18 protein-coding genes and 1 tRNA gene are annotated in these 19,834 nt (G+C 43.0%); 7 read left to right on the forward strand and 12 right to left on the reverse strand.

Annotated features, from left to right (window positions below):
- Positions 1-64 precede the first annotated feature (64 nt).
- Together J4N22_RS06190 and J4N22_RS06195 are read left to right on the forward strand one after the other, a co-directional pair.
- Positions 65-1,063 (forward strand): OmpA family protein, encoded by a 999-nt coding sequence (locus J4N22_RS06190; protein ID WP_207492880.1) that lies wholly within the window; start codon positions 65-67, stop codon positions 1,061-1,063.
- 50 nt (positions 1,064-1,113) lie between these two features.
- A complete protein-coding gene (locus J4N22_RS06195) occupies positions 1,114-2,277 on the forward strand; it encodes an RsmB/NOP family class I SAM-dependent RNA methyltransferase (RefSeq protein WP_207492883.1) in 1,164 nt (387 codons plus the stop codon).
- 5 nt (positions 2,278-2,282) lie between these two features.
- On the opposite strand, the gene J4N22_RS06200 is transcribed toward J4N22_RS06195, so the two are convergent.
- From J4N22_RS06200 to J4N22_RS06210, 3 genes are all read right to left on the reverse strand, one after another.
- Positions 2,283-3,950 (reverse strand): S8 family peptidase, encoded by a 1,668-nt coding sequence (locus tag J4N22_RS06200; protein WP_207492885.1) that lies wholly within the window; start codon positions 3,948-3,950, stop codon positions 2,283-2,285.
- 56 nt (positions 3,951-4,006) lie between these two features.
- Positions 4,007-4,759, reverse strand: coding sequence for a hypothetical protein (locus J4N22_RS06205; protein WP_207492887.1), 753 nt, complete (start codon positions 4,757-4,759; stop codon positions 4,007-4,009).
- A gap of 172 nt (positions 4,760-4,931) precedes the next feature.
- Entirely contained in the window at positions 4,932-6,494 is a 1,563-nt protein-coding gene (locus J4N22_RS06210; RefSeq protein WP_207492889.1) for a hypothetical protein, read from the reverse strand.
- Positions 6,495-6,715: 221 nt separating this feature from the next.
- On the opposite strand from J4N22_RS06210, the gene J4N22_RS06215 reads away from it, so the two are divergent.
- Complete coding sequence (locus tag J4N22_RS06215) at positions 6,716-7,732, forward strand: tetratricopeptide repeat protein (RefSeq protein ID WP_207492891.1); 1,017 nt, start codon at positions 6,716-6,718, stop codon at positions 7,730-7,732.
- 2 nt (positions 7,733-7,734) lie between these two features.
- On the opposite strand, the gene J4N22_RS06220 is transcribed toward J4N22_RS06215, so the two are convergent.
- Positions 7,735-10,074: a TonB-dependent receptor gene (locus J4N22_RS06220; RefSeq protein ID WP_207492893.1), complete on the reverse strand. Its 2,340-nt coding sequence runs from the start codon at positions 10,072-10,074 to the stop codon at positions 7,735-7,737.
- A 239-nt stretch (positions 10,075-10,313) separates the two neighbouring features.
- Positions 10,314-10,682, reverse strand: coding sequence for a hypothetical protein (locus tag J4N22_RS06225; protein ID WP_207492895.1), 369 nt, complete (start codon positions 10,680-10,682; stop codon positions 10,314-10,316).
- 261 nt (positions 10,683-10,943) lie between these two features.
- On the opposite strand from J4N22_RS06225, the gene J4N22_RS06230 reads away from it, so the two are divergent.
- A complete protein-coding gene (locus J4N22_RS06230; protein ID WP_207492898.1) occupies positions 10,944-12,407 on the forward strand; it encodes a M48 family metalloprotease in 1,464 nt (487 codons plus the stop codon).
- A 42-nt stretch (positions 12,408-12,449) separates the two neighbouring features.
- Here the strand turns inward: J4N22_RS06230 and J4N22_RS06235 are convergent, their stop codons facing one another.
- The 5 genes from J4N22_RS06235 to J4N22_RS06255 form a co-directional block, all read right to left on the reverse strand.
- Positions 12,450-13,274 (reverse strand): hypothetical protein, encoded by an 825-nt coding sequence (locus J4N22_RS06235; RefSeq protein WP_207492900.1) that lies wholly within the window; start codon positions 13,272-13,274, stop codon positions 12,450-12,452.
- Positions 13,265-13,786, reverse strand: a complete 522-nt coding sequence (locus J4N22_RS06240; RefSeq protein WP_207492902.1) for a hypothetical protein — start codon at positions 13,784-13,786, stop codon at positions 13,265-13,267. Before J4N22_RS06240 ends, J4N22_RS06235 begins: the two co-directional genes overlap by 10 nt.
- A gap of 74 nt (positions 13,787-13,860) precedes the next feature.
- Positions 13,861-14,979, reverse strand: a complete 1,119-nt coding sequence (locus J4N22_RS06245; protein WP_207492904.1) for a M42 family metallopeptidase — start codon at positions 14,977-14,979, stop codon at positions 13,861-13,863.
- 5 nt (positions 14,980-14,984) lie between these two features.
- Positions 14,985-15,896, reverse strand: coding sequence for a UbiA prenyltransferase family protein (locus J4N22_RS06250; RefSeq protein ID WP_207492907.1), 912 nt, complete (start codon positions 15,894-15,896; stop codon positions 14,985-14,987).
- Positions 15,896-16,336: a hypothetical protein gene (locus J4N22_RS06255; RefSeq protein ID WP_207492909.1), complete on the reverse strand. Its 441-nt coding sequence runs from the start codon at positions 16,334-16,336 to the stop codon at positions 15,896-15,898. The genes J4N22_RS06250 and J4N22_RS06255 overlap by 1 nt, the downstream gene beginning before the upstream one ends.
- A 46-nt stretch (positions 16,337-16,382) precedes the next feature.
- Between J4N22_RS06255 and J4N22_RS06260 the strand changes: the two genes are divergently transcribed.
- The 3 genes from J4N22_RS06260 (at position 16,383) to J4N22_RS06270 (ending at position 18,553) form a co-directional block, all read left to right on the forward strand.
- Positions 16,383-17,366: an acyl-CoA synthetase family protein gene (locus tag J4N22_RS06260; protein ID WP_207492911.1), complete on the forward strand. Its 984-nt coding sequence runs from the start codon at positions 16,383-16,385 to the stop codon at positions 17,364-17,366.
- A 170-nt stretch (positions 17,367-17,536) separates the two neighbouring features.
- Complete coding sequence (locus J4N22_RS06265) at positions 17,537-17,929, forward strand: hypothetical protein (RefSeq protein WP_207492913.1); 393 nt, start codon at positions 17,537-17,539, stop codon at positions 17,927-17,929.
- Positions 17,930-17,935: 6 nt separating this feature from the next.
- Entirely contained in the window at positions 17,936-18,553 is a 618-nt protein-coding gene (locus J4N22_RS06270) for a GNAT family N-acetyltransferase (protein WP_207492916.1), read from the forward strand.
- Between the two features lie 58 nt (positions 18,554-18,611).
- Here the strand turns inward: J4N22_RS06270 and J4N22_RS06275 are convergent.
- Positions 18,612-18,695: transfer RNA gene (locus J4N22_RS06275), tRNA-Leu, on the reverse strand.
- Positions 18,696-18,757: 62 nt separating this feature from the next.
- Positions 18,758-19,714, reverse strand: a complete 957-nt coding sequence (locus J4N22_RS06280) for a DMT family transporter (RefSeq protein WP_242692075.1) — start codon at positions 19,712-19,714, stop codon at positions 18,758-18,760.
- Between the last annotated feature and the right edge of the window lie 120 nt (positions 19,715-19,834).

Genomic DNA, 19,834 nt, shown 5'->3' on the forward strand with positions numbered 1-19,834 from the left:
ACAGCTACTACATTTCATTTTTACTTTTTACCTTCTTTTCGTTACTTGCTATAAATAACAAAGAATGCAGGTGAGAATTCTTTTGGTGGTAATGATGCTTACTGCAACCATAGCAAAGGCGCAAACAACAGGTATCGTATATTTCAATTTTAATAGTACCTCTCTTACTGGTGAAGCACGAGCAGAGTTAAATAAATTGGTAGCTGGTAATAAGCTGCAGTCGCTTGGCATCTTCGGTCATACCGACCAGGTAGGCACCGATGAATACAATGAATGGCTGTCGCTACAGCGTGCAAGGGCAGTACGGGATTATCTTGAAAGCAGGGGCGTGAATGCCGGAAGAATAAGCGTAGTGATGGGTTGTGGTGCAAGGCGATTGATCAGCGATGGCAAAGATGATCTCTCGATGCAGCTTAACCGCAGGGTTGTTTTGATGAACAATTATAAGCCTACAGATATTGATAAAGAAATTGCAGCCAGGCAAGCTACCATAACTGAGCGTCCGAATATGAATGCTACTTCAAGCACAGCAGAAGCTGCAGTACCTGCACCAACAGCAAACAAAGCGCAACCTACCATACCACAGCAACCCATAGCAAAAGGAACAGAGCCGGTAAAGAGAGAAGAGCCTGTAGTAAAACAACAACGCAGTGAAAGATTAGTAGAGGATATACAGGATAAAGCAACAAAGGCGGGTGAGCATATTGTGTTGAAGAATATCAATTTTCACCCAGGCAGAAATGTGTTTTTAGAAAATGCCTATCCTGCGCTGCAAGACCTGGCTGAGGCAATGCAAAAGATCCCTACACTGGAAATAGAGATACAGGGCCATGTATGTTGTACTGAAGATGAAACGGATGCATTGGATATAGTAACGGGAATACATAATCTTTCTACCAGCAGGGCCAAAGCTGTATATGATTACCTGTTACAAAAAGGCATAGCTCAAAGCCGGGTCAGCTTCAAAGGGCTGGCAAGGCAATACCCACTGGTGAAGGTGGAGCAAAATGAAGATGACAGGATCATGAACAGGCGGGTAGAGATAAAGATCCTCCGCAAGTAGTTGGTCATCTACAGTCTTTCCTGTGACGCTTCTATTACATTTGCTGGTCAATGAAATTCGCTTCCCAACATTTGCAATCGGCTACCGCTATTCTTGAAGCATATGATGGCGCTGTGCCCCTGCATCATTTTCTTAAAGGATATTTCGCTGCCAATAAAAAATATGGTTCTAAAGATCGAAGATCTATCAGCCATCTGTGCTATGCCTATTTCAGGTTAGGCCATGCTGTGAAAGAATTGGCCGCTGCAGAAAGAATAACCATTGCACTATACTTATCTGCTGCTGATGAATGGAAGGTTTTGTTTCCTGCAGGATGGCAACTTCATGATAATATGGAAGCAAGGCTGGAGCAGGTAAAGCAGCAATACCCCATGTTTGCTGTAGAAGATATATTCCCTTTTCATCCTGTTTCTGAAGGTTTGAAACTTACCGCTTTTAGTTTGTCGCACCTCAGGCAGCCAAAGCTGTTTATAAGAACAAGGCCAGGTAAGACGAAAGCAGTGCAAGCAAAACTTGATGCTGCAAATATAGCTTATGAGCAACCTGCTGAAAACATCTTTTCGTTCACCAACAACACACGATTAGAGGATGTACTAACGCTGCATAAAGAGTACGTGGTGCAAGACCTGAGTTCGCAACGTGTTGGCAATATGATGAAGCTGCCGGTTGGTGCTGGCACTGTTTGGGATTGTTGTGCAGCAAGTGGAGGCAAGGCCATTATGGCTTACGACCTTTTGCAAGTGCAAAAGCTGCTGGTAACAGATGTTCGCGATTCTATTATTAAAAATCTTGTAGCGCGGTTTAGGGAAAGTGGCATCAGGAATTATAACCACCTGGTAGTTGATGTAACCAATGAGGCTGCAGTAAAAAAGGCACTGGGTAAACAGTTGTTCAACCTGGTGATCTGCGATGCGCCTTGCAGTGGTAGCGGCACATGGGGAAGAACACCAGAGCAACTTTATTATTTTAGTACGGATAAAATAAAACACTACAGCGAGCTGCAGAAAAAGATAGCTGTTAATGCTGCTCAACACGTTGCTGCAGGAGGTTATTTCCTCTATATCACCTGTTCGGTTTTACAACAGGAAAATGAAGATGTGGTAGATTGGATACTAAAGCATACGCCACTGCAGCTGGCAAAAAAGGAGCTACTAAAAGGTTATGATGAATATGCAGATTCTATGTTTGCAGCTTTGTTTGTTGCTCCAGCATAATCCTGCTAATACTTTACAAGCTTCTTTACCTGCTTTTGTGTGCTGCTGATGTATTGAATAAAATATATTCCCGCAGGCATTGACGAAGACGTAGTAAAACTTTCGGTCATCACCTGGTTGATAGTTCCTTCTATAGATTTTGTTTGAACTATTCTTCCTGCTGCATCTACCAGGCGCAATGTTATTTTACCATTCTCAGGAGGTTTGATGTAGATAACAAGGTTATCACGAAAAGGATTAGGAGCCACCAGCCACCAATCCTTATCAAAATTCAGAAGCCCGGAAGCTTCCTTTTCCAGCATCTCATATGCTTTTCTAAAGTTAGGAATGCCATAGCCATACCGGTCATCAGGATTGTTGTACCTGTCGGAACTGCGGTACACCGCGTCCAGTATTTTCATGTTGTTGAACATAGGAAATGCCTGCCACAAGCATGCTACCAGTCCAGCCGCATTAGGATTAGCATACGAGGTGCCGTTGCCTGTCACCGGCTGATTTCCTAAACCTGCAATGACCGTATTCCAACCAACTGATACAATATTTGGTTTTACTTTGCCAGGGTAGCCATAGCTGCTAAAGCCAGCAATATTGCCCAATGTGTCAATGGCACCAACAGCACATACACTGTCTGCATCAGCAGGAAAGCCCATATACTTCCAAGCCCTGTTGCCCTCGTTGCCGGCGCTGTTCATTACTATCATTCCTTTTTTTGCGGCCATAGTTGCCCCGCGGCTAACCATTGTAGCATTCCGGTAAAAATCAGCATACGTATGATCAAAAGCAGGATTATCAAAATCGTAATATCCAAGCGAAGAGGAGATCATGTCGGCACCGGCACTATCAGCAAATTCAGCTCCGGCTACCCAATTGTGCTCTTCTATAGGTAGTTCATAAAATACATTCTCGGTGCGGATAAGCCAGTAGCTTGCTTTAGGTGCAGTGCCTACCATACGTCCCGGCCAGTTAGCTGCCATAATGCTCAGGCAATACATACCATGCGTATCATCCTCGTTTACGCTGTTATCAAAAGCTACAAAATCCTTTTCTCCCAGCACCTGTCCATTCAGCCTGATGCTGTCGAAAGCAGTTACACTTTTATAACGGTAGAAGCCGGCATCAAGTACTGCTATATGCATGTTGCTCCCGGTGAATCCTTTGTTGTGCAGGTATTCACCTTCGTGTATATGAATTTGGTTGTAGCTATTGCCATAGTCTAAAGCATTGGCTGCGGTTCGTGCAGCTGTATTCCTGTTGCGTTGCCTGATATTACTTACTTCTGTCTCTATTTTTCCAGATGGCTCTGCTGCATTACGAAAACCTACACCCTGCGATGACACGACAAAAGGTAGTTTTGAAATTTTTTGTAAAGCTGCCTGGTCAGTTGTTTGAACCAGCACCTGGTTCAGCCATTTTGAAGTGCTGAGAATGGTGACGTTTCCAGAAAGGCGAATACTATCAAGGTATCGCTGCGTAAGAGGAAGGTCAAAGCTATCAATGGCTATGTTGTAGCGGTTGCGACGTTCAATGGCCCTGGCTGAAAGAAAAGCATTGGGATTGGCTAATGAAAAGGTGTTGCTGCCCTTGTCGCGTAATTGGATGATGTGTTTAGGATATTGTGCATTCAGCTCTACTAACAAGAAGACACAAATAACAACAGCTACTATTCCCTTCATAAGTTTGTAATGATCTTATAAAGTTACGTGGGAAAGGCAGATATGATTGGCAAGAATTACCGGTGGCTGATAAGTCTTAGCCTGATGCCAAAGCTATTATCCTCGTAATGACCATTAGGATTAGGCTGCCATGTCCAAAAAAGAAATTCTTTGTAGATGAGGCCGATGCCTTTTGCATAAACTTCTTTTCCAAAAAGGCGTTGTTTGAAATGGTTAGGATCGAATGGTCCCGCCGGAGAAACCTCGTCGTTTTGTGCTACGGTTAGTGTACTATCGTAAGTCTTGTTCAAAACAGTGAAAGGCTCACCCAATTTTTCATATGTATAGTCCCAGCCATTCTTTTTATCCAAATATTTATAGTCACTGTTGTCGTGCGTATCTATGAAAGCATGGCCATACCAGGAGTAGCCTTCTTTTATAGGTTTAGAAAGTTTTACATATCGAAGATTATTCTCTACATACTCCACCCAACGGTCAGTAACGGTAGCATAAATAGTTCCACCGGTCCACCATGGTTTGGTGGCAGCGGTATCTCGAATTGACCTGTAAATGATATAAGAAGGACGTCCCTGGTTGTCGCTAAAAGTGCTTACTACCGAATCGCGTAGTTGATAAGATCTTTCCACCAGCGCTGCTCCAAAAGGCGCGAGAAGAATAGAGTCTATTCTATAGATCCACACGTTTCCTTGCTTTATGGGAAAATATTCTTCTAGTTGGGCGGCATCCAATTCTTCGGTTTCCTTTTTACACGAAGTGAAAACTGCCATTGTACCTAAAACCACCAGCGCCGCTGCAAACACTTTTTTCATACAGTAAAAATAGTGGGTGTAATATAAACAGATTATGAATAAGTGAGGCAGTAGGATAGGCCGCTGCATGTTCTGTTCAAACCAGTAATGCAGGTTTTATGTAACTGGCTCTACAATGAGCAAAAAAATGGCGAACAGGTTAATGCCTGATCGCCATCCTTTGTACTTCTTGTTATTGTAAAAATATCATCTGTGTTGCCGCCTGCCTGTCAGTAGTTATAGTTAATGCAACTACACCAGATAGTGGCATGGCAGCTTTTATTTGCAGCCTGTTTCTGCCGGGAGAGTAGCTGCGTACAGGAACTTCAGCCACTACTTTTCCATCTGCCGTAACAATTTTGAAAGAGAAAGAGACAGCACTGGAAGTCGTATTGGTGAAACTTATTTCTCCATTTTTAGTAATGGCAATATTGTTAAATGAATTTTCTTTTTCCCTGCGTGCTACCACTGTTTTTGAATAGTTTGCAGATTGGTCGGTATTCTTCCAGGCTAAGCGATAGTAGTTAATTGGAAATTCTGGTTTGTGCAACAGGCTGCCGGTTGTAGCAGTTGCCAGCTTTTGTAGCTGTGAAAACTGTACTCCATCAGGACTTGCCTGTACTTCAAGTTGCTGTACCGGAGCATTAAATTTCCACGTAAGTTGGTGGCTGTTATTTTTATTAGCCACAGCAAATGTGTGCAGTTCTGCAGGTAAAACATAAGACGCAACAAAATCTGAGGTGTTGAATGACCGCAGCTTCTGGTTTACGGTAAGGGTAAAAGGGCCTGATGTTCGTGTGAATTTTTCGTTGCTGATATAGCCATAGGTGCCATTTCTAAAGGTTATACCTTCTACCTGTCCCATGGTAAGCGCATCCGGCAGGTCGATCCTTCTTTTGTTGCCATTGAAGTAGTTGCCGCTGCTATAGTCGCTCAGTATGTGCATGTAATGTGCAGCTGTACCTGCATTCACATAACCGATCAATGTCACTATTTCTTCACCTACGGCTTTGTCTGCCGCGGTTACCAGGTAGCCGGTATTAAGCGTTTCAAGAGGTAATGCTATGTATGTGCCGGGTAGCGTACTGCTAATAACATAATGCGTGCTGGTGAGCGAAACCCAGTTCTTCGTAAACAGGTGGATCATGCCATTATCCACTATCATAGCCTCACAATCAAAAGGTGTAGCATTGGGTGCTGTTGCCACTGGTGGTTGCGGCTGGTCGCTGTAAATGAAATTGATGACCTGCACTTCAGAAGCAGGTATGGTGACAACAGGATTTATGTTATGCTCCGGAATTGCGCTCAGAGGAAACTTGTAGATTTTCAGATCGGTTCGTGCACCATTGGCATTGTTTCCAAAGTCGCCTATGTAGAAATGCGAACCATCAAAAGCTATGTCCTCCCAATCTACATTGGTTGCGCCAGCAATATTTACCGTTTGCAGGATGGCGTTGCTCAATGTGTCGATACGGTAAATGGCTGCTGCGCCACCACCGTCATTAAAGGTCCACAAGTGACCTGCCGCCCACTGCAAGCCGCTGTTCTCTTCCAGCAAAGCACTGATTGGATCAACTTTTATAGGTGGCGTGTACGATGTTTGGTTATAGGTACAACTGCCATCATTCACGGTAGCAGATGCGTTGTAATTATTAGCTAAAGGATCCCGGCAGCCGGGCGTTTGCGCATATCCTTTTGCAGGAAGAATAGAAGCCAGTAGAGCAATGGCTGCTACTTGGAAGAGGGACTTAAACATGCAGTAAGGTTAAAGGTTAATACTGAGTATTGGAATGGGGGTATTGGATCTGCACCATCAATGATGGCGGCGCTGCTGTGTAGACAGTTTTTTTGAATAGAAGGATGCAATTAAAGTTTTGACAACATGCAACACCAGCGCAGCTTTTAGCTTCATGTGTAAATGTGAAAGGCTGCTGCGGTTGCCTTTCGCGTTTATCCAATATCTAAAAAACCAGGCTTATGAGACTCTTCAGCCTTTTGCTCGTATGCTGTATCTTCTACAGTACTACTTCTTTAGCCACTGCCGATAGCAGTACCTATTTTCTTCAAAAAGCACTGCATTACCAGCAAACCGGTAAAACCCGTGAAGCCAATCTTTCTATCCAACAGGCTTTAGCTTTCACTACCAATGATGTAGCTATCCGGTTGCAATATGGTAGCATGTTGCTCGAGCAAAAAAGATATTCTGCTGCAAAAGAACAATTCAAGCTGGTTTTGCAAAAAGATGAAACAAACACAGTGGCACTGATGAAGATATGTGTGGCCAGTGCTGCATTGAACCATTGGAGTGATGTGATGGAGTATGGATCTAAGGTGCAGGAGACGAATGATGCATCGGTGTATTACCTGCTAGGCAAAGCCTATTATTACGAAGAAGAATACGACCTGGCGCAACAGATACTGAACAAGCTGGTAAAAAAGAACCCAGTTCACCATGAAGGGCTGGCCATGCTGGCGAGGGTATATGTAGAGCTTTCGGATTATAGAAAAGCACAGAACTTTTATAGCCAGGCGCTCATTCATCAACCTTCCGATGCTAACCTGCTGTACGAATATGGCCTGGTGCTGTTTGTTCTGAATAATCCAAAGGAAGCTGTTACCTATATGGAAGTAGCTGCAGAAAAAGGATATAAAGCAGATCTTGACTACCTGGAAAACCTGGGCATGGCTTATTTGAATTTTGATATTGATAAAGGAATAGAGGTATTATCGAATGTGCTAAAGCGGAAACCGAACAATCCTGATATCCAGTTGCAGATAGCGCACGCATTTTACAAGAGTAAGAAATACGACCATGCGGCAGAGCGGTATTATAACATGTACCTGCACGATCCTAATAACATCCGCGCATTATACATGATGGGCATGGCTTACCAAAAGAAAGGAGAAAAAGCAAAAGGTATCAACATATGTGAGAAGGCGCTGCAATTGGATCATTCATTGGCGGAGCATAAAATTTTAGGCTACGCCAAATAATGCTAAAAATCTATCTGATAACTCAGCACAGGCACAAGCCCCGCTTGTTGCCTGAAGATCCACTGGTTCACTGAAGGATCATATCGGCGTGCAAGTCCATCGATGTTTCTTGTTCCAAATACATTTTGAATGTCTAGTGCCAGCTGCCACGCCACTTTGGTTTTTTCTTTTCTTAAAGCAAGGCGGCCGTCGGTTCTGAAGTAGGCAGGCACTTTTTCCGTATAAGGTCTTGTTTCATCAAGTACGGGTTCGCGTGAAGTACTCGGAAAAGCAGCTAAAGGTGTAAGTGGCAATCCTCCATTGTAGAGCATTTTCCAGCCTGCTTGCAAGGTCTTGTTGTTTTTTAGCTTCCATTCTTTTGCGCCTGTAAAAGAGCCGGAAGTGTTTGAATTGAAACGGGTGTTATACGTTCTTCCATCCAGCGGCTGGTAAGTGGAATTGAAAATTGAGAATGATCCGATCAGGAAAAATCCCTTTGAAAAAAACTTCTCAGCAGAAAGATCAATCCCCACATTAGTACCTTTTCCTTTACTTACCAATTGCTCTTTGGCATATCCTTCCAGGTCATTCAGCAGCCAGTAAGTTCTGTTTACTTCATTCACTACCGGTACCTTGAATAACCGCTGGTAATAAGCCTCTGCATGAAACCGCCATCCTTTAGGGAACAAATGATCATAAGCTGCTACAAAATGATGTGATCGCATCATATCCAGGTTGATATTCGGATTTGGATTGGATGGATTGTCTTTAAAGAAATACGAACCTAGCGGCAGAATTTTACTATGCAGTCCATAAGCAATACTGAAAGATTCATTGCTTTTTAGCCTAAACTGCACCGTAAGCCGGGGATCAATGGTGGTCTTTTTGTTCAACCCGAAATACATCATGTGGATGCCGGGGTTGATGGTAAAACGGCTTCCGGGTTTCAGGCTCATCTGCCAGTATGGTTGCACCAGCCATGTGCTTCCATTGCCTAATACCATGTTGCGATACGACCAGAAAAGGAAATCGAACTTTCGCTGGCGAAAAGAAAAATGCAGGTTGTTGGCATAAAAGCCTGCTTTCATATTGGCCGCCGCTCCAAATTTATAATTGTATGAACTGGTAAACGAAATGCGGCTGTTGTTATAGTTTTCATCGTTGATGCGGGCAGCTTGTAGCCGGGGATTTAATGTGTCATCGGCGAACAATACCTGCTGGCCTGTAGCCACAAGAGATGTACTTACAAAAGAACGTTCATTAAGGGTAAGTTGGTGGCCTATACCCAGGGCACCCATTTTAGTTCTGAAATCATAAATAGCATAATCATCATACTGCTTCCAGTCATTCACATTTTCTACTGCCCGTTGATTTTCCTTGCTAATACCACCGATGCCCCAGAAGTTCCATTGCGATGTGTTCTTCTTATTATTAAAAGCAATATTGAAAGCAAGATCCTGGAAGGTGTTGCTTTCTCTTTCGCCAACAAGATTAAATCCTAATGAATTCAAAAGTCCTAAGGTAGAATAACGGTAGTTGACAAGGTAAGAACTGCGGCCTTTTTGTATAGGACCTTCTGTTGCATAATCAAGTCCTATCATGCCTGCTTTTAGCGTGTGTTCAGCTTTTTGATTATTACCTTTTCGCAGGTGCATATCGAATACGCCACTTAGCACATCGCCATATTCTGCAGGCATGGCGCCGGTAAGAAAATCTGAATTTGCCAACATGCTCAGGCTAAAAATGGTAATACCTCCGCCGCTGCTTCCCCTTCGGGCAAAATGATTAGGATTGGGAATATCTACGCCTTCCATCCGCCATTGCATACCCATAGGATTGTTGCCACGTATGATGATATCGCTGCGTGTATCGCGGGTAGCTTGTACACCAGGAAAAGCCAAAGCCATCCGACTGGGATCGTTGGCACTGGCAGCATATCGTTGTGTTTCTTCAGGAGAAAATGATCGGCCGCTAACAATGGCATAAGGGTTCTCCGGGAGTTTCGGGTTCCTGATGCCTGTTACAATCACTTCATGACCTTTAGTTTTGTCTTCCTCCAACTCTATAGTTATACCAGTTTGTTTGGCAGCAGAAATGATGATATTATCACTTGAATGGGGAGCGTAGCCAACATAACTGGCATTGATGATCTGTCTTCCAACAGGTACATTCTTTAAAACGAAAACACCCACAGAGTCAGAAATTGCAAAAACCTTTATGCTGGTTCCTGTAGTGACTGTTGCGCCGGCCAAAGGCTTTTTAGTAACCTTATCTATCACAATGCCTCGTACATTTTGCACCAGTACCTGGCCTATAGCAAAACAAGGCAACAATAAGATCATTAACAGGAAGAAGCGTTTCATGCAGTCCGCTGGTATTGAGGGAGTAAAACTACTATAAGCAAAACTGAAATCTGAAAAATGTAAACTGAAAAACAGGAAGAGACAGTTTCAAAATATTTTACGGAAGCAAAAATTTTGCTTATGAGCTGAAACATCTTCCCACTATTCAAAAGTGGTCACCTGTTTTTTATACCTGTATTTTTTCAAATTTTTATTAAGCTCCAAACATCAATAGCCAGCATTCACCATCGCATTCATATTTATGGGCTGTTAATGATGTTGATCTCGTCTTGCCTGTTGACAACTATTAGCAGTTTGCCATCTACACTTTCAAGTTTTCCTGCAATGCAAATATGCCGGTTGAGCAGGTCCTTTTCAGGTTTATAGTCGAAGCGGCGCCTTGATTCTCCTTTGATCAAAAGTGTTACCTGCGCCTCAGGTTGGTTGCCAAGAACCAGGTAAGTAGGTCTGCCTTCTGCAGTTTGCATAAAACTGCCGCTAACAACTTTATCACAGATTTTCACTGTGTCACCTATATGTTTCGATGCATCCTGTACTGTTACTTTGGTTTGTGCATTTGCGCAAACTGTAAAGAAAATGGCTGCAAGCAATGTCAGATAACGTTTCATAATTCTCGCATTTTGATTAATAGCCTTTCGTTCGTCTTAAGAATGTAATCAATAATTTTACCAGAATGGCTACTGCTTGATTATCAATGTGTTTGAAGAGGTGATGGCAATTTGGGAACTATATTGTCATCAAATATTCTGCTTAAAAAATTCAATCGGCAGCAGAAAATGGGTCTGTTCCTTATTATACAAATAGCAGGAGCTAACTGGTTGCCATTGGCATTGGTGTTGCATACATGTACTCGCTTTAAAATTCATTTCATGAAAAAATACATTGGTATTAGTTGTTATTCTTTGCTCTTTTTATTTACCCTTCACGCTTGTTCCCGCAATCCTGTTACAGGTAAAAGGCAATTGGTCTTTATGTCGGAAGAACAGGAAATAGCCATGGGAAAGGAAGCTGATCCACAGATCGTAGCACATTTTGGACTTTATAATGATACTGCACTACAACGTTTTATTACAGAAAAAGGAAGGCAAATGGCTGCAATATCGCATCGGCCAAACCTGCAATACGAGTTTAAAATTGTAGACTCGGATGTCTTGAATGCCTTTGCCGTGCCGGGTGGTTATGTGTATTTCACAAGAGGCATAATGGCACATTTCAATAATGAAGCAGAATTCGCCGGCGTTCTTGGTCACGAGATTGGTCATATCACCGCCAGGCATACAGTTGCTCAACAGCGAAACCAGATACTTGGCCAAATAGGCATTATAGCAGGGGCTGTTATTTCTCCTGAATTTGGTCGCTTTGCTGAGACCGCATCGCAGGGTATGGGCTTGTTATTATTGAAATTTGGCCGCGATGCTGAACGTGAATCTGATAGGTTAGGCGTAGAGTATTCCAGCAAGATCGGTTATGATGCTACTGAAATGGCTGGCTTCTTTAATACATTGGAGCGTAAGTCGCAGGAAGCTGGTGCAGGTGAAATACCTACTTTTTTAAGCACACACCCCAATCCCGGCGATAGAAATGCTACCGTTGCCCAACTTGCACAGCAATGGAAGCGGGATCTAAATCTTACCAACCCGCAGGTAAACAGGAATGCTTACCTGCGCAGGATCGAAGGCATGATCTATGGCGCCGATCCAAAGCAAGGTTTTGTAGAAGGAAATGTTTTTTACCATCCTGAGCTGAAGTTTCAATTTCCTATACCAGCTGGCTGGCGTCACCAAAACAGCCCGCAGTCTTTCCAGATGGCACCACAGGATGGTAAGGCAATGATGATGCTAACGCTGGCACAGGGGGCAACACTACAGGATGCAGCCAATAATGTTTTAAAACAATATGGGTTAACAGCAATAGAATCACGTGAAGTAACAGTGAATGGATTACGCGCAATAGCTATGGTTGCCGACCAGGTACCGCAACAAGGGCAACAACAGCAGCAACAACAACAAGTTGTCCGAACTTTAAATTACATCATTCAGTATGGCAACATCATGTACCATATAGTGGGAGTAAGTGCTGCCAATGATTTTGCTGCCTATCAACCTACTTTTAGCAATACCATGCAAAACTTCAGGCAGCTGACTGATGCCGCTAAACTAAACAGGCAACCTGAGCGGATACGTTTAAGAACTGTTGCGCAAGCAAGTACGCTAGACCAGGTGCTTCGTGGCAATCGTGTACCTGCAAACAGGCTGGAGGAACTGGCAGTGCTGAATGGAATGAAATTGACTGACAGGGTAGAGCAGGGGACGTTAATTAAGGTTATTGAATAAGTGACTATTAAGAAATACTAATGAACCCGGACAACCGGGCTTTTATTTTTCTGCCAGCTTCAGTTTGCTATACCAGAGTGTGATAAGGAAAGGCGCCACCTCCCAGTAGTGGATGCGCATCAATAAGATATCCGCTAATAAAAATACAATGAAAAGCACGATCAGCAGCCTGTCGTACCGACGGGTAAAAAAGCCAATGAAGAAGCATAGTTCTAGCAGCAATCCTGCCAGGTAGAGGCAGTAGCTGATCGATGGGTTCCTGGCAAGCCAATAGATAAAGTTGGTATACCAATAACCCGGCGACGACACCAGGTATTCTGCATGTTGAAACAACAGTACTCCGCTCATTTGTTCACCATTGAAAATGGCCATCTGGGTAATCTTCCAAACACCTGCTGAGGCAAAAAAATAAAGAAAGAAGTAGCGTAGACCATGGAACACATAATAAAAACTTTGAACGCTTGCCATCATAAACAACAGTGGAAACAACAACCAGGCTGTATAGCTTTCAATGCTGTTAGTAGGGTAGAGTGTAAAGCATTGTATATAGATCCAATTGATGATAAGCATGGCTACTGCAGCTAACCTGCCCGCACTTATCTTCCACGAGTTAAGCAAGAAAAACAAAGCAGGCATCGCGTAAAAAACTACATCAAAAAACTTCCAGCATGCAGGATTATCAAGCAGCCATTGATGTATCCCTGTCTTCATAAAAATCCATGTGAAGACATCGTATCGGTTGTTGAAAAGATGTGGTTGTGCCTGGTATAAAAACAACCCATTCCACCATTTGAGAATGGCCAACAAATAGAAGATGCCGCAGTACAGCAGTACGATCTTTTTGCGATGCTCGAGGGTTAGGGACATAGTTGGTTTAATGAATAAACAGTGTCGGTAGGTTGTAGCACAGCATTGCTATAGCTATAGGTCCTGAATTTTACATGAACATCCTGTATGGTTTTACCTGTGATGTTTTCAAGGTTGCGCTTGTACCAACTTATAAAGCTTGCCTCATCACAAGTCTGCACGTAATGCTTTTCATCCGGCGACAGGTGCAGGGCTTTCATCAATCGTTCGATGTCATTCTCATACATCTTATTGCTGTTCTCCCTAATGTTCTTGTAGTAATACAATGGTGTGATGATCTTATCCCATTGCTGCGGTGAATAATCTTTTCCTGCCAATAGTTCTCCATTTGCTTTTACTTCAAACACACCATAATGTTCGTACACTTTTATCACGTCGCTATACATACCATAGTGGTAGAACGGAGAGAAGACCACACCATGCTTGTAGTTGATGAACAACTGGCCTGCTGCAAAAAGCACCATAGCTGCAAACAGCCACTTGTTGTATCGGTATACTTTCTTTAAAAACAAATGCGGAGAGGTTATCTCCGCATAGTTACTAAATTAATAGCAGTTAGATGAACTGCTGCTGTTGTATAGCACGCTTACAAGTAACGAAGATTGGTATCGGGTGTTAGCGCCACCAGCGATGCATACATTAGCTTGATCGTATTCTCAATGTCACTTTTGTGCAGCATTTCTACTGTGGTGTGCATATACCGAAGTGGTATAGAAATAAGCACAGAAGGACAGCCATCGTTTGCATAGGCAAAGCTATCGGTGTCGGTGCCTGTACTGCGGCTTACGGTGCGCATCTGGTAGCTGATGTTTTGTTGTTGTGCTACGTCTTCTACAAAATGCAATAGCTTGTTGTGCACAGCCGGTCCATAGCAAAGTGCTGGTCCTTTGCCGCAGCTGCAGTCACCTTCTATTTGTTTGTTAATGAGCGGTGTGGTACTATCGTGTGTTACATCGGTGATGATGGCAACATTCGGTTTTATCCTACGGGCTATCATCTCTGCACCACGTAATCCTATTTCTTCCTGTACAGCATTCACAACATAAAGGGTATACGGAAGTTTCTGCTTGTTCTCTTTCAGTAAACGTGCTACCTGGGCTATCATAAAACCACCAATTCGGTTATCCATTGCACGGCAGATATAGTAGTCATTCGCCAGTTCATCAAAGCCATCCTGGTAGGTAACTACCGACCCAATATGAATACCAAGGTCCTCTACTTCCTGTTTGCTGCGAGCGCCACAATCCAACCATAAGTTATCTACTTTTGGTTGTGGTTCTTTTTGTTCCGGGTTGCCCAGGCGTGTATGTATAGCCGGCCACCCAAACACAGCTTTTACCAATCCTTTTTTACCATGAATAAATACACGTTGGCTCGGTGCCACCTGGTGATCAACGCCACCATTTCTCTTTAGGTAAATAAGCCCTTGGTCGTTGATGTAGTTCACAAACCAACTGATCTCATCAGCATGAGCTTCTATCACTACTTTGAACGGCTGACCCGGGTTGATGATACCAACAGCAGTACCGTAAGGATCTACCATATGTTCATCGATGTATGGCTTTAGGTAATCGAGCCAGATGCGCTGGCCGCTGTATTCAAAACCTACCGGTGAAGGATTGTTGAGATAATTACGTAAAAAATCGTGTGACTGTTGGTCCAGGAGAGGAGTGTTTGTTTCCTTATTCTTTTTGCTTTTTGACATATTGCTCATTTAAAAAATTCAATGCTTACGATGTTGCACAATGCTTTCAACAACATCAGGCCATCTATATAAAACAGGTAGTACAGCGTATTGAGGCTGCCCGGGCGCTTGTTAATTATATACAACAGCAATAAGAACGGGAGCTGCTGAATGATGGATTGCGCAAAGGTAAAGCCGTTGTTTATTTGAAACAGTACAACAAGGATAATAGAAAAAACCGTTAGGGGTAAAAGGATGTAGCGATAAGTGTTCTTGATGCCATACTGTGCCGGATAAGTCATCAGGTCTTTCTGTATGTCGGTCTTATAATCTTTTACATCAAAAATGATAGCTAGCGCCGTGATGAAGATGAGATTGATGAGCCAGAACAAAGGTTGCGGGTAAATATGTTCTCCTGGTATACCATACTGTACCTGCCACGCCACTACAGGAAAAATGGTGACCCACCCGGTCCATGTTGCTCCAATAACTATAGGCTTCAGCCAGCCGATCTGCCTGAATTTCTTGAAAGGTGCAGGCATATGAAAAGTGTACAATGCGCCGCCTGCAGGCACAGATGCCAGCAATAGCCAATGAAGCAAACTCAATTGCTTTATTGCATTAAAATGAAAAGAGACGAAATAACAGGCTAACAATACTTCAACAAGTAAAACCGCGGAAAGAACATTTTTTATACGGTTAAGATTTTGCCGGTACCAGGCATTAATCTCTTTATTAGCATTGGCGGAAGTACTGCGAACATAGATCATGGTATAGTAGATCCATGATCCGAAGAAGATAAGCAGGTAAAATGGAAAATGGTTGAGGCCAAGGCCCATCACAACGTTGGTTTCTATGCACATGGCAACTGCACAAAGTCCATAGAAAATATTCCCGTAAAAGATGAGCCGTACCAGGTCTTGTAACTGGCGGATCATTACTTCAGGATAACAACCTCCTCTATGCGGTGAACATTGCTTTTGTTAAGCGCTTTGTCTAGTATCCAAAATTCAACTGTAAGACTATCTGGCTCTGCTCTTGATGTAGAAATCAGCTGTGCATGAGAAAGATTAAGCTCCATTAGCACTGTGCGTGTGTTGGTAATATTGGGTATCTGGTAGGTGAGAGAATCTCTTCCAAGATCCTGGTTGGGTGTTGGTGGACGCTTGTTGGTGCGTGTTTTTTTTATGAAAAGCGTATTGCTGATATCACCTTCTTTGTCGGTCACTTCAAAGGTCAAGTTCATGCCGCCACCGCTAGCTACCACTTTGCCACTGCTTGATTTAAGTGTAAGTGTAGGAGCAGTATTGTATTTATCTTTTTTACATGCAATCAAAACAACCAGAGCAAGCAAGCCAACTAATATCTTTGTCTTCATGATATTCATTATGCTTTCAAATTTAGTTAAAAGCCTCTATCACTAAATGATTGTCACTGACATTGTTAACAATATTTTCTCTGTTACTGCTCAAAGCTTCGAGGCTGTGGCGTTACAGGTTTTTCAATTCCAGTACAGCAACAACCAGGTTTATAAACAATGGGTGGATGCTTTAGGTGTTCATCCAAAGCAGGTTACACAGCTCAAGCAGGTGCCATTTCTGCCGGTAAGCTTTTTCAAAACTCATCAGGTGGTAGCGGGGCAGTTTGAGCCGGAGGCAATATTTGAAAGCAGTGGAACTACTACAACCATTAACAGTAAGCACTACGTAAAAGATATAGAACTGTATAAAAGGAGTTTCCTTGAAGGCTTTCGCATGTTTTATGGTGACGTGAAGGATTGGTGTATCATTGGACTGTTACCCTCTTATTTAGAAAGGCAAGGTTCATCGCTGGTAGTGATGGTGGATGAGCTGGTGAAGCAGTCAGGTCATCCGCGATCCGGGTTTTATTTATACGATTACCCGCAATTGAAAGAAACACTAACACAACTTGAAAGTGCTGGAAAGCGCACTATGGTCATAGGTGTCACCTTTGCATTGCTTGATCTTGCTGAGCAATTTCCTATGAAGCTGCAGCATACTATAGTTATGGAAACGGGAGGTATGAAGGGTAGGCGGGAAGAGTTGATACGGCCACAGGTACATGAAAAACTGCAGGAAGGATTAGGAGTTGATAAAGTACATTCTGAATATGGGATGACCGAGTTGTTGTCGCAGGCTTACTCTAAAGGCAACGGTATCTTCAAGTCGGTACCATGGATGAAGTTGCTGTTGCGTGACGAAGACGATCCTTTGGCAATAAAAGGAACAGGCAGGGGTGTCGTAAATGTAATTGACCTGGCAAACATCTATAGCTGCAGTTTTATTGCTACCGATGATGCAGGTATCATTTATGATGATGGGAGTTTTGAAATACATGGAAGGACCGACACCAGTGACATCAGGGGTTGTAGTTTGATGGTGGTGTAGTGGGTGAGGGTGATAAACACTGCTAACAATTAGAAATAATATTTATTAGATTTATCCTACTTATCATTTTTTCATTATTTACCGCAAGCGCTTATAGTCAAACGGCATCTCTTCCGGCATGGTTCACAGAGACATTTAAAAGCAAAAAGCTTGACCAGGAATTCCAGGTAATGCCTTTTATAAAACCTGACTTTTTATCTGCAGATTTCAATGGAGATAATAAAGAGGATGTAGCTGTTTTAGTAGTTCATAAATCCACAAGTAGAAAAGGGATCCTGATCATTCACAATTCTACTGCGGAGCATTTTGTAATGGGTGCAGGAAAAGATTTCGGCAACGGCGGCAAAGACTTTAGCTGGCTGGACAAGTGGGCGCTGTACAAAAAGAAGTCAGCCGATGAAACAATATTTGATAAAGTAACTGGCGATATCAAAGGCAGTAGAACCATTAAACTGTTGCGCCCCGGCATTTTGATAGAGGATTATGAAGATGGCGCAGCAATCGCTGGTGGTATCATTTATTGGAATGGAAACAAGTATAAATGGATCCACCAGGGTGAATAGAATTCTATGAAATTGCCCTTCAAAAAACTTCCATTACCAGCTCTAGGTTATCTTATGATCATTAGAAAAGCAACACCAGCTGACGCAGAGGCTATAGCTACTCACCTGTTACTGGCAATGGAGGATATTATTTTCCGTCTCATAGGTGAAGCAGACAGCGCTAAGGCTAAAAACTTTCTGCTGCATTTTACCCAACAAGAAAACAACCAGTACTCATACGAGAACTGTTGGGTTGGGCAAATAGACAACGATGTTATAGCAACCGTCAATATTTATAATGGAGCAGAACTACATGCATTGCGACAACCTGTTCTCAATTATTTAAAGCTTCATTACAACAGGCAGCTACAGCCTGAAGACGAAACTGGTCCAGGAGAATTTTATATAGACACTTTAGGTGTAAGTCCACATATGCAGGGAAGAGGTGTGGGTGCCAAAATGCTGCAGTTGGTTATTGATGAATTTGTAACCACCCGCAAAAAAACAGTTGGTTTGTTGGTAGAGCCTGGTAATGTAAGAGCAAAGAAATTATTTGAAAGATTGGGCTTTAAACCTGTAGGCATAAAAACATTGTTGGGTAAGCAATTGGATCACCTGCAGATAGTAGTAAACCGTTCCCTGTGATGACCCCTAAAAGAAAAAGCCTTGAAAGCTACTGCTATCAAGGCTTCTAATTTTGAAGTGCCCAGGACTGGATTCGAACCAGCACATCCTTGCGAACGCTGCGACCTGAACACAGTGCGTCTACCAATTTCGCCACCTGGGCATTCAGGGGCTGCAAATATAGGGCAACAGCTATTGAATTTCCAAAACACATCCCAAACATTCTTATTCTACCGTTTGTCGTGGCTTCCAACCAGTAAGTAGAACACCTGCTATCACTAGTAATGTACCGGCTATCTGTGCTGCAAACATGGGTTCATCTAAAATGAAATGCGCCTGCAGAATAGTTGATACTGGGCCGATGCTACTAATGATGGCCACGTTATTCGATCCTATCCGCTTCATGCCATTTGCTATCATAAATGAAGGGACCACAGTAGCCACCACTGCCAGCAAAATACCATAAAACCAGATATCGGTGCCACCTGCAAGGGTAGTGTGCGTACCAGCTAAAAGATAATGTGTGAACACCCCAACCGTTGCAGCCAGCATAGCATAGGCAGTAAACTTGGTAGATCCAACAGATGGAATGATCCTGCCGCTACCAACCAGGTAAATCGAAAATGTAACGGCACACATAAATACCATAAAACTGCCGTACAGGAAATTCGGATTGCTATTGTCTACCTGCAGTTCACCTATATAAGCAATTGCAATTCCCGTATACGTAAGCAGCAATGCCCACTTTTGATTGCGTGCTATTCTTTGCTTAAACAGGTAAGCATTAATAAGTACTGCGAAAGTGGGATATAGGAATAAGATCAATCTTTCAAGGCCTGCAGAAATATATTGTAGCCCTACAAAATCGAACAGGCTGCTGATATAGTAACCACACAAACCTATCAGCGAAACCGTCAGCCATTGCCTGTTGGTCATCCTTACATTGCCCGACTGGCTGCTGATAAAAAATGCTGCTGCCAGGAAGAACGGCAAAGAAAAGATCATGCGTAGCGCCAACAGGCTGATAGCATCTGCATGCGTGGCTGCAAAAGCCAGTTTTACAATGATGGCTTTGGTAGAAAAGAGGATGGAGCCAATAAAGGTGATGATAAAACCTGCTAATGATAGTTGTTGAACGCGCTGTTTCTCCATTTCCTGCCGGTGCTCAATTGTGTTTGGCAAATATCAGCGTAATATTCTTCATGAGCTGCTACAAACTTTGCTGGGGGTGGGGCTGCTTTTAATTGTATGTTAATGGCTCTTTAACATCTTTCATTTTGTTTTCAATGTTTCAACGCTCAC

This window comes from Aridibaculum aurantiacum (assembly GCF_017355875.1).
GTDB lineage: Bacteria > Bacteroidota > Bacteroidia > Chitinophagales > Chitinophagaceae > Segetibacter > Segetibacter aurantiacus.